We start from the raw sequence: 10,809 nt of genomic DNA, 5'->3' as shown, positions 1-10,809 counted from the left end.
GGCCTTGAACTCGTCCGAATAGTCCTTCAGAGCCATCGGTGGTCTTCTCGCTTCCTCCGGATCAATCAAGATCCAGTATCAGCGTGTCCACCACTCAGGGGGAGGCCCCATCCTGCGGACCGGTGCCTGAGTGCCGATGAAGTCGTCATCAATCATGGCGAGCAGAGTGTCAGATCGCTCCGACAAGCAGGTCAGGCAGGTCCAATCGCTCTCAGGATGGACCGCCACCCACAGGCAGGGCACCCCAAGGGCGTCAGACCATCCGGTCTTGGGCACCTCCGGATTACAAACAGGCAGTTGCCTTCACGCTTATCCACCGGCGTCGAACTGGACTCCAACTGGTTCGGAGTTTCCCCAGTTCACCGGACGTGCGAGAGGCCGGGCCCCGATCCTGTGCTCAGGGCTGATTCAGCACGGAGGCCGGGATCGTGGAACTGGTCGAGCAAAGCGTCCACCGTGACGCGTTGTCCAAGTTGTTGGGGTTCCGGTCAGAGCTGTACGCGTGCCTGACGTCGCGGGCGGATGCCTTGTTCGACTTGTGTGATGCGCTGCTGTGCACCGACGGACCGGTCCGTACCCTCGTGGACCTGGCGCTCGCGCCGGAACACCGACGCGGGCACGGAGCCCTGTACTCGGGGATCAACCAGGGCCGGATCGATGTCGCCCGGCTTCGTCGCGCGGTGGCGGGTGTGCCGTTGCCCCGGGCGAGCGACGACCGCCTGGCTGTTCTTGCGGCCTGGCGTTTCGAGCGCCGAGGGAGGGCGCTCGACTTCGGTCGGCCGCCCGAGCACGACCTGTCGCGACATCATGGACGCGATCTTGTACGTGGACCGCACGGGAGTCCAGTGGCGCTATCTACCGCACGATTTCCCGCACTGGAACACCGTTTACGGCTACTTCGCCAAATGGGCCGACGAGGGCGTGTTCGCCCAGTTCAACGGCCTGCTCAGGCAGACCCTGCGGGAGAAGGAAGGCCGGGACGCAGAGCCATCGGCCCGCGTCATCGACGCCCAGAGCGTCAGACCTCCACCAGCGTGCCCGCCTCCAGCCAGGGCATCGACGCCGGAAAGAAGATCGTCGGCAGGAAGCGGAACATCGTCACCGAGACCCTCGAACTTCTCCTCGCCGTGCTGGTCACCGCGGCGAGCGTGCAGGACTCCATCACCGGCCCACGGCTCATGGACCAAGTCGCCGCCGACCACCCCCGCGTTCGCAGGGTGTGGGTCGACGGCGGCTACCGCCAGCACCTTGTCGAGCACGCCGCCACTCTCGGCATCGACATGGAGATCACCGCCCGCAGGCCCGGGACCAGGGGCTTCACCCCCATCCCGAAGCGGTGGGCGGTCGAGCGAACTTATGGCTGGCTCATGCTCCAACGGCGCCTGGCCCGCGACTACGAAACCCTGGCCCACCCGCTCCGAAGCTCTGATTCACCTCGCGATGACCGACCTCATGGCCCGCCGCCTTACCAGCGAGAACACTATCTCCTGGCGCGACCCGAAGAAGGCCACCAAGCATGCCATTCCGGGATGAAACAACAGACGAAAACGACCTCTCAGGAGGAGCGGTGGCCAAGGAGTTGGACCAGCCCGACCGGGAGGAACGAGGGCCGGTGGGGCTGTCCGACCTGGTAGGGCACATAGCCCTGCGAGGCGGCGACCTCGACCTCTTCGGCCGTTTCCGCCTGGTAGACGAGACGGCAGTTTCCCGCCTCGGCCCTCGCGCGCTGCCAGAGAGCGGGGGCCGGTTTGCGCTCCTCCTCGGTGCGGGGGGTGAGGATCCGCCCGTCGAAGTCCTCCCATGCGAAGGGCGCGGGGCCCTTCCACGTAGCGTCGACTTCCTTCTTCAGCCTGGCGGCTCGCTCCGCGTCGGTCGTGCCCCAGGAAGGCGGCACGTTGGTGATCAAGCCGATTGTGATGTGGCGCTCGCGCAAGGCCCGCAGATATGAGGCCGCTCCGGACCGGTAAGTGATGGCGCCATCGTCAGCGGTGTGCACCAGGGTCTCACCCAGGTCGAAGTACACGACGGGGCAGGCGCGTTCGCCGACCGTACTCGCGACCGAGTCCGTACCCGCGACCCCGCCCGCTCCCCCGGGCGCCGCCGCACTCACGGTGGCGCAGAGCACGGTCGACGCCAGGGCCGCAGCGAGCGCAAGGCTCGCCCGGCCCAAACCCTTGGAGGCGAATCCATTCATGGTGTCCCAGCCCTTCTTCTTGTGCACCGGGAGAGTGCACGATTGTCCGGTCCATGACATGCACGTGCCGCAGAGTCTCTCACAGGGTCGTCTCACCGGCGCCGCTCCCACCACCGCCCCCAGCCGCTGCCCAGGGCGCGCAAAGCGCTCTGCCGCTGCTCCGATGCCAGTTCCGCTCCGTCGAGGTCGCCGAGCGTGCGGCACAGGCTGGGCGCCCGGTCCGTGATGCCAATGGCCTCCCAGTACGAGCCGAGGTCGACGAGCGTGGCTCCGAGCAGCAGGAGCGCCTGCGCTTCGCGCGGGCGGTCTCCCGTCTGCCGACACGCCGTGAGAAGCGGCCTCAGGACCGGAACGGCCGACTGCTCCTGACTGGCCACCAAAGGCCGGTGGCCAGCTGGAACAGCGTGTGGGTCTCGGCGCTCCGATCGCCGGCCGCACCGTAGGCGCCTGAGGCCCTGCAGTCGGCGGCGACGGCCACCTCGAAGGCACTTCGTCCTCGGAGGTCGCTTCATCCCGTTGTTTCAACCCCAATTGCCGGGACCAGGATGGTTCATGCTCCGCGCCAGGTGAGGGTGGATTCGGCGGTGAGTCTGCGGGTCATGAGGTTGATCATCGCGAGGTGGATCACGGCTTCGGAACGGTGTGGGCAGGCTTCGTAGTCGCGGGCCAGGCAGCGGTGGTTCATGAGCCAGCCGAGGGTTCCCTCGACGGTCCAACGACGGGGCAGGACGGCAAATCCCCTGGTGGCGTGGTCGCGGCGGATGATGTGCATGTCGATGCCGAGGGTGGCTGCGTACTCGACGAGGTGCTGGCGGTAGCCACCGTCGACGCAGGTCTTGCGGATGGGGGGATCCTCGGCTGCGACCCGGTTGATGAGGGTCTGGCCGACGATCGAGCCCTACACGCTCGCAGCGGTGACCACGACGGCTTTCTGGGCTGCCCACGCGGCAGCCCAGGGATCTTGCCCGGAACAGCTGAACGTCCCAGCGAGTTGCCAGCCACGTTTCGCTCAAGGCCCTCGCGAGCCTGTCTGCACGACTGCAGAGGGCATCGCGGGCCGACGTCCTGGCCCATCCGCCATGCATACGAACGGGCCTGGCCGGCCGACGGTGAGGACCCTGCTTGGTACGAGGCACGGGACCTCTCGCAATCCGCAGGACGTGCCGTCCTCACGAACAACTTGATCCGGCATGCGGAGACCGCATGTCGAGCGCAGCACGAATGGCAGGAAAGAAGATCCGAAGCCTCTCCGACGAGCAGAAGACCGTCGCGCTCGCTGGCGCAGCCCTCGCGATCACGGACAAAGTCCCCGGGCTGGTCCACCGGCTGCTCGGCCCGGTCCGCTTCGCCCTCAGCGACCCATACGGGATGTGATCTGGCTTCCCGGTCATCACCTGCTTACCAAACGGGGCGACTGCGTAGTGCTGGTGATGCTCTTACTTCGAGGTGTCGTGGCCGGCGGCGAACACCGCGTTCACGGCCGCGGCCGTGGCTGCGCTACCGAAGGACACGCCGCCAGCGACGCACCTGGGGATAGACGAGACCGAAGCGGGAAGGCGAAGTTCCGCCTGGTCGAGGCGCCCGACAGAGGTCAGATCGGAGAAGTCGTCGCCGACCGGTGGCCTGTCGGGCTGGTTGACCTGGTCGGCGGCGCCGGGCTGCTGGGGCAGGTCGAAAGCCTCACCGCGGCGAGCGTGTCGGCGTGGAGCGGCGCCCGGACTCGCCAGTGGCGGGCCGGGATCCAGGTGGTCGCGATCGACATGTGCACCGTGTTCAAAGCCGCGGTGTGCGACTCGCTGTCGGCCTTCTCCGGCGGCACGGGGTCAGGCGCGGGTGCCGGCCTGGTTGGAGACCTCGGGTGCCGGCCCGCGCCAGGGAGGTGGTACCGGCCATTCCGGTTTCTGTGCGCGCAACCTCGCTCAAAACCGGCTAAGTTGACCTCTCCCCCACAGCATCAGCCGCAACCCGAGTGACAGAAGCAGGCATGTACGCGAAGAACGAACCTGGGCAGGTACGGTCGGCGGTCGGCGGGGGCGGGGAGTCTGCGCGCGCCGCGGGCGGGCACCAGGACACTGCGGAAGCGGCGCGGTGGTTCGAGGCCCTCGCCTCGTACGCCCCTGCGGCCGCCTTCATCCGCGACGGACAGGGCCGGTACCTGTGGGTGAACGCCGCCTACGCCCACCTCTACGGCCTGGATCCGTATGCCGTGGTCGGCCGGACGGTCGAGGAGATCGACGCCCCCGACGACGCCGCCATGTTCCGGGCATTGGACCGCGACGTGCTGTCGTCGCGCCGTCCCGTGCGTCACACCCTCGTCTTCCGGCACCCCGACGGGACGCCCCGCCAGGTGACCGGACACCGGTTCGTCCTGGACCTCGGCCGGGGCCCCCGCGTGGGCGGCATCTACACGGACGTCACCGACCAGGCCCGGGCCCTGGAGGACAAGGCCGCCGCCGTCGAGGAACTCCACGCCCTGTGGGAGCGTTCGGGCCTGGCGATCGTGACCCTGGACCTGCGGGGCCGCGTACAGCGGGTCAGTGGAGGAGTCGCGGAATTACTCGGGGGTGACCGCGCCTCCCTGGAGGGCAGCCGCGCCATCGGGCACCTGCGCGGGGACCTTCGGGCGGTCCGGCACGCGTGGGCGGACCTCGTCGCCGACAAGGCCTCCCGGCGCACGTGTTCCGTGGTCTGCGGCACGGCCTCCGGCGAGAGCATCGTGCTCCGCGCGGATCTCGCGGTGGTCAGGCGCCGGGGGGATCCCGACCGGGTCTCGGCCGTACTGACCTCGCGCAGCGTCGAGTTCGGGGCCCCCGTCCCGGTCAGCCCCGTGCAACTGCGGGTCCTCTCGCTCATGGCGGGTGGCCGCTCCAACGGATCCATCGCCACCGACCTGGGACTCTCGCGCCAGGCCCTGGACTACCACCTGCGCCGGCTGCGCGTCGCGCTCGACGCGGACTCGCGCCCGGCCCTGGTGGCGCGCGCCTACACCCTCGGCATCCTCGACACCAGGGTCTGGCCGCCGCGCGCGGCCGTCCCGCCGTATCAGGACTGATCGGCCGCCGGAGGTGCCCCGTCCCGACGCAGCCGCCCCAGGAGGACGCCCACGACGAGCAGCAGCAGACAGGTGCCCGCCGCCGCGTGCACGAGGAGCGCGTCGAGGTGGTCCGCCGCCAGGTAGGCTCCGACCGCCAGCGCCACCAGCGCGCACACGCCGCGGTCGATGATGGATTCCACCGACAGCAGGGTCGCCCGGTAGGGGGTCGGCGGGATGGCCGAGTTGATCAGGTTGCGTTGCACCGGGTACGCGAGGCCCGCCGCGGCGGCGAACACGCACAGCCACAGGATCGTGCCCCAGCTCCCCGACAGCGTGGTGGCCGCGAGCGTGAGTGCCATGACCACGCTGAGGACGGTCACCACGGTGGTATCGGACAGCCTGCCGCGCAACCAGCCGGTTCTGGCCGAACCCACGGCCTCGGCGACAGTCATCGCCGACAGCACCGCACCGTGGTCGGCGACGGGAAGGTGCTTTTCGAGGAGCAGCGGTTGGAAGAGGTTGACCTGGCAGATGCGGGCGAGTGTGAACACGGCCACGCCCTGCACCATCAGGGGCCCGAGGGACCGTGACGTTCGGAGCACCTTCGCGGCCTGGCGGGCCGAGTCGAGGAGACCGACGGGCTCGGCGGGCGAGTGACCGCCCCCACGGGGCGCCGCGATCGCCGGGCGGGCCGCGATCGCCGGGAGGGCCGCTGCGCAGGCCAGCGAACCGAGCGTGGAGAGCGCGGTCAGCACGTAAGGGGCCTCGTGCCGGACCTGCATCAGGACGCCGACCAGCGGCCAGCAGGCGATCTTCGCCCAGAGGCCCAGCGCCCGGGCGGTGCCCTCGGCCTGTACGTAGTGATCGTCCGCGCCGTGCTCGTGCAGGTACTCGTACAGGTAGGCGCTGGAGGCCCCCGACACCAGGGAGCGGGCGGCGGCGATGGCCAGAAAATGCGCCATGAAGCCCGTGAAGGACGGCGAGGCGACCGGGATGAGGTTCGCCGCGGTCATCGCGGCCGCCCCGAGCTGCATGCAGCGGCGCTGTCCGATGCGGTCGGCGATGAAGCCGGTGGGTATCTCCAGCAGGCAGAACGCCACGTAGTAGACGCTCTGGATGCCGAAGATCTGACTGTCCGACAGGCCCGCCTGCTTCTGGTACTGGTAGAAGACCGGCATCCACCACAGCAGGTTGAACAACAGCTGGAACCCGTTGTTCAGTCGGATCACGCGGAGCACCGCGGCGGGCGGACGGACGCGGCGTTTCACGCGCGTGCGCAGGGAGATGGGCATGGGTGACCTTCGGGTGGGACCTGTGGGTGGGGCGGTATGCGTGGAAGTAGGGACGGGTCAGGCGCTGTACGGGCGCAGTTGAAGGATGTGGAGCGCGCCTCCCGGCGCGAGCAGCCATTCGATGTCGAGCGGCCCCGCGAAGGTGTAGTCCGTGGCGTAATGGGACTGGAGCAGGCGGCCCGCCAGAGCCAGCCGGCCCAGGTGGGCCCGCGTGTCCTGCGGCAGGTCCTCGGTGGCCGCGCCCAGCGAGATCGTGCGGCCGCCGCCCTCGACCGTGTTGTACAGGTACTGCAGGGGCATCGTCCGGCCGTCGACGACGTCGGCCGTGGATCCGTGCGCGCAGTTGAGGTACACGTTGCGGAAGTCGGCCCGGTTGGTCGGATTGCAAGTGACCATGACGCCTCCGAGCGGGGAAGGCTCGTAGCGCTGGACGATCACCCCCATGTAGGTGTCGTCCAGGGATATGCCGGCCTGGTGGCGCAGCCGCACGCTGCGTGGGGAGAGCAGCGAGGCCCATACCTGGCGGATGGCGTCCAGCAGCCCGGGCAGATCGGTGACCTTGGTGTGGGACTCGTAGATCCCGGCAGCGGAGAATCCCGGCAGGTCCTCGGCGTTCGAGGAGGACCGCACGGCGAAGCGGCCCGTGCCCGCCAGGTGCTCGACCAGCTGTGTGTCCAGGGCGTGCACCAGGTCCTCCGGCACCGGGAGGGTGCGCACCAGGTGCTGCAATTGGAGGCAGACCGTGTCCGCGGCGTCCATGGAGTTCAGCTCCAGGGCCATCTTCAGCTTGCCGATGCTCTGTTGCACGGCCGGCGAGGAGTCCAGGAAGCGCTGTTGGACGGAGAAGGGGATGGCGATGCCTGCCGGCGCCTGGACGTGCCGGGTCAGGAACTCGCTCGCGTGCTGGGCGAGATCGCCGTCCTCGGGCATCCCCAGCCGGGCTCCCAGGTGGCCCAGCAGGTCGGCCCGGGGCGGGCGGGGCACGGAGTAGTAGCCGGTCAGCCGGCCCGATCCATGGCGCAGTACGTGGTGCAGCTCCCCGAGGTTGGCCGCTTTGGTGCCGTAACGGTTGCGGTCGCCGGCGCGCAGCGCGGACAGCGGCACGAGCGGTACATCCGTCACGTGCGGCGCGTCGAGGCGCACCCGCTGCGTGTGCCACGTCGGCTCGGCGAGGTCCGACGGCTCCTCGGCGCGCTCGATGGTGAACCCGCCGGCGGTGACCTCGTAGCGGACCCAGGCACCGTCCAGCTTCTCGTCCGCGATCGTGTCGAGGATTCCGCGGACGATGGCGTTGGGGATGCCCCATCCGGCCGCCAGCATGTTGGTGTGCGACAGCGGCGTGGTGGGCTGGGCGTTGACCAGACCGGCGAGCCGCGGGATGTCGTCGGGGACCACCGGCATGGCGACGATGTCGTACCAGGTCAGGTCCGCGCGGGCGGCCAGGTATTCCTCGCCCGAGGCGAAGGCGCGGAGCCGGCCGGTGGCCGAGGCGAGCGTCAACGGCACGAAGGGCGCGGTCGCCAGGAGCACGTGACCCCGCGCACGGGGCACCACGGTCTCCGGCACCGCCGCGAGGGCGTTCTCCTGTCCGTGGTTGGCCGGCTTCAGCAGCAGCTCCATCGCGGGATCGAGGTGGGCCCGTACGAAGGCGTGGAACTCGATCAACAGGTCCGCGCCCATAGTGTCGGCCTCGGTGGTCTCCAGGACCATGAACGGCTCGTCCCGCTCCGGGCCGCCCCGGGAGTGCAGCGACAGGACGCCGAGCAGGAAGCGCCGTGCGGGGTCCTGGTAGACGTCATGGTTGAAGCGGTCGAGTTCGGCGTCGAGCTGCTCGAGGGTAAGCCCCTGGATCTCGGTGGCTATGTAGTTGACGTGGAAGGAGTGCACGGCGCTGTCGAGGACGTGCCAGAGGCCCTGGTCGCGGTCCACGACGACCTTCACGTACGGGTGCCCGCCCAGCACCCCGGCCAGCTGCTCGAACAGGGGGAGCGTGAGCAGGGTGTCCACGGCGGCGCCCCGGGGGGACGGCGCGGCAGTGGTGGTTCCGGCGTTCGTCATGCGGTGCCCCCGAGCGTCGAGCGGTCGACGGACAGGGCGGAGGGCTCGGTGGGGGCGGCGGGGGCGGGGGTGTGGGGGGCGACGCGCGGGGCGGCGAGGGCGTTCGGCAGGGCCGCGAGGATGCGGCCGCAGTCCGCCAGCAGCTCCGGCCCGGATTCGGCGGTGAGGAAGCACAGGGCGGCCATGGAATTGGCTCCTCCCGCCTCCTCGTACGGCGGGACCGGGCTGCCCGGCGCGAGGCTGTGTTCGAGCACCAGCTCCACGCGGGATCCCGGTGCGACCAGGGAGGGCCAGTCGACGAACTCGAAGTCCCAGGCGGGGAGCTCGGTCCAGGGCCTGCCCTCGGGGTCGACGGCGAAGACGACGAGCGATCCGGCGGCGCCCGCACCCGCGCCCCCGCACCCGCCCTCTGTCAGCATCCGCTCCGGGTAGGCGACCTCCCGGCCGAGCAGCTGGCACACCAACATGCCGATCATGTCGAGCCCGAAGACGGTCTCCACCTGCCGGGTGGTCATCACCCCACCGAATCGGGCCGCGGTCTCGATCAGCCACATGGCCCCCTCCGCGCCGAGTTTGATCTCGGTGTGGGTGGCGCAGGTGTCGAGTCCGAGCGCGTCCACGGCGGCGCGCGATACCTCCTCGATCCGCTGCTGCAAGTCGATCGGCAGGGCGGCCGGAGCCAGGCTCGCCCGCTCGGTGAAGGGCGCGATGGTCGGCATCCGCCCAGTGATGCACAGCGGGTGGTAGCGGCCGTCGGCGACGATCCCCTCCACGCTGACGTAGTCGCCCCACCCGTCCCCGTCGAACCAGTCGGACGCCTCTCCAGTCACGATCTCCTCCAGCAGGAAATCGTTGACGCCCTCGTCTGCGGCGTGCAGTTCCGCGTAACCCTGTGCGGAGGAAGCTTCCATGACGGAACGTCCGGTCTTCCAGGCCTCCTCGGCCTGCTGCTCGTTCCACACGGTGAGATGGGCCGTGGAACCCGCGCTCCAGGCCGCCTTCAGAAGAAGTGGCGGCCTCAGGGTTTCGAAGGCGGCCGTGATGTCCTCCGGAGCGTGGACCTCGGCGAACCCCGGAACGGGCACCCCGGCGTCACGCCATATCCGGCGCATCAGACGCTTGTCCCGCGCCCCCGCGACCCGTTCGCCGGCGCCGCGCAGACCGAGCCGCAAGCTCGCGTGGGCGACGGCCACCACTGCGTACTCCGACAGGGTCAGCAGCGCCTCGGCACCGACGCGGCGGGCGTGGGAACAGATCAGATCGACCAGTTCCACCCCCTCCCCCGGCGGGGCGGTGGTGACCGACGCGCACCCGGGCAGCCACACCGACTCGGTGATCCGGGGCAGCGGCGCGAGCGCCAGGACGTGCACCTCGGCGTGGGCGGCCATGCGCGGGACCGCGTACTCCAAAGGAGGTCCGCCCTTGGCATAGACGAAGAGGATCGGGGTCATGATGCTCCTGAGGTCGATGGGGACGCCGCGTGGCGCGACGGCGTCGTCGGCGGAGGATCCGTACGCCGCGTCACCACGTACGGACCAGGGGTAACTAGACCACGACGGAAATCGGCGGACGCACAGATGTACGCCTACTCAGTTAGGCGTTCGCCAAACAACCGCGCTCACCAAGTGGGGCCGGTACGGGGCTGTTTCAGCCATGCGCGCGGGGCCCGCGGGAATCACGCGTCCGCGGGGCATTCCGGGTGGCTGCGCCGTGGACGAGGTCGATCAAGTTCTGGCAGAGCGCGGCGACTCGGTCGGGGGCCCCGTCCGAGGGGGCCGTCGAGCTGGTCGTCGAAGACGAAGAAGAAGGCCATCACGTCGGTGCACAAATCCGGCTGCGGGCCAAGGCGTAGGGGAATCCGTAAGCGGCCAGAGACGGCATGTGCAACGACGCGTACCAGTGCAACGACTCGCGGCTGGTGATCAGCTGGCCCTGCACCCAGCGGAGGTTCCGCAGCCGAGCGCCGTCCAGATCCGGGCTGACCGCTAACGGGAAGGCGAGCTCGAAGTGGATGTCCTGCGGCACGGGGGTCCTCCATACGATCCAGCCAACTGTTCGATTGAAGTATCGGTGGGTTCGGGTGGGCTGTGACCTGCGGAAACGAGGCAAGGCCGAAACCGGCGGTACGACGGCCGAACGGGGTGCCCACCACGCGAAGGCTCGGGGGGCGACAACACCGCGTCGCGCGTCGGCTTGCGCCGGTACTCCACGGTCCTGTCCTTCGCCGCCCA

Annotated in this window: 8 protein-coding genes and 3 pseudogenes; 4 read left to right on the top strand and 7 right to left on the bottom strand. The window is 69.6% G+C overall.

The window, feature by feature from the left end; all coding sequences use genetic code 11:
• Positions 1-434: 434 nt before the first annotated feature.
• Positions 435-728: pseudogene (locus ACWF9Z_RS34160) on the top strand (transposase); the annotation flags it as partial.
• Positions 688-1,533: pseudogene (locus ACWF9Z_RS34155) on the top strand (IS5 family transposase). The pseudogenes ACWF9Z_RS34160 and ACWF9Z_RS34155, both read left to right, overlap by 41 nt.
• Positions 1,534-1,555: 22 nt before the next feature.
• Here ACWF9Z_RS34155 and ACWF9Z_RS34150 read toward each other — a convergent pair.
• The 3 genes and pseudogenes from ACWF9Z_RS34150 to ACWF9Z_RS34140 all read right to left on the bottom strand — a co-directional run.
• Positions 1,556-2,221 carry a hypothetical protein gene (locus tag ACWF9Z_RS34150; RefSeq protein WP_453609087.1) on the bottom strand — a complete coding sequence of 222 codons (666 nt, stop codon included), beginning with the start codon at positions 2,219-2,221 and terminating at the stop codon, positions 1,556-1,558.
• Between the two features lie 65 nt (positions 2,222-2,286).
• Positions 2,287-2,571, bottom strand: a complete 285-nt coding sequence (locus ACWF9Z_RS34145; RefSeq protein WP_453609084.1) for a hypothetical protein — start codon at positions 2,569-2,571, stop codon at positions 2,287-2,289.
• A 173-nt stretch (positions 2,572-2,744) separates the two neighbouring features.
• Positions 2,745-3,122: pseudogene (locus ACWF9Z_RS34140) on the bottom strand (transposase); the annotation flags it as partial.
• 275 nt (positions 3,123-3,397) lie between these two features.
• Between ACWF9Z_RS34140 and ACWF9Z_RS34135 the strand changes: the two are divergent.
• Both ACWF9Z_RS34135 and ACWF9Z_RS34130 read left to right on the top strand, forming a co-directional pair.
• Entirely contained in the window at positions 3,398-3,568 is a 171-nt protein-coding gene (locus ACWF9Z_RS34135) for a hypothetical protein (RefSeq protein ID WP_453609082.1), read from the top strand.
• Positions 3,569-4,178: 610 nt separating this feature from the next.
• Positions 4,179-5,246, top strand: a complete 1,068-nt coding sequence (locus ACWF9Z_RS34130) for a PAS domain S-box protein (RefSeq protein ID WP_453609079.1) — start codon at positions 4,179-4,181, stop codon at positions 5,244-5,246.
• On the opposite strand, the gene ACWF9Z_RS34125 is transcribed toward ACWF9Z_RS34130, so the two are convergent.
• The 4 genes from ACWF9Z_RS34125 to ACWF9Z_RS34110 all read right to left on the bottom strand — a co-directional run bounded on the left by ACWF9Z_RS34125 (position 5,237) and on the right by ACWF9Z_RS34110 (position 10,603).
• Positions 5,237-6,457, bottom strand: a complete 1,221-nt coding sequence (locus tag ACWF9Z_RS34125; protein WP_453609077.1) for an MFS transporter — start codon at positions 6,455-6,457, stop codon at positions 5,237-5,239. The genes ACWF9Z_RS34130 and ACWF9Z_RS34125 overlap by 10 nt on opposite strands.
• Positions 6,458-6,577: 120 nt before the next feature.
• Positions 6,578-8,578, bottom strand: a complete 2,001-nt coding sequence (locus ACWF9Z_RS34120) for a PEP/pyruvate-binding domain-containing protein (RefSeq protein ID WP_453609075.1) — start codon at positions 8,576-8,578, stop codon at positions 6,578-6,580.
• Positions 8,575-10,029: an ATP-grasp domain-containing protein gene (locus ACWF9Z_RS34115; RefSeq protein ID WP_453609073.1), complete on the bottom strand. Its 1,455-nt coding sequence runs from the start codon at positions 10,027-10,029 to the stop codon at positions 8,575-8,577. Before ACWF9Z_RS34115 ends, ACWF9Z_RS34120 begins: the two co-directional genes overlap by 4 nt.
• Before the next feature lie 361 nt (positions 10,030-10,390).
• On the bottom strand, positions 10,391-10,603 hold the full coding sequence (locus tag ACWF9Z_RS34110) for a hypothetical protein (protein ID WP_453609072.1): 213 nt from the start codon (positions 10,601-10,603) through the stop codon (positions 10,391-10,393).
• Between the last annotated feature and the right edge of the window lie 206 nt (positions 10,604-10,809).

Source organism: Streptomyces sp. NPDC054961, assembly GCF_053609145.1.
This window is presented reverse-complemented; position numbering and strand designations above follow the sequence as displayed.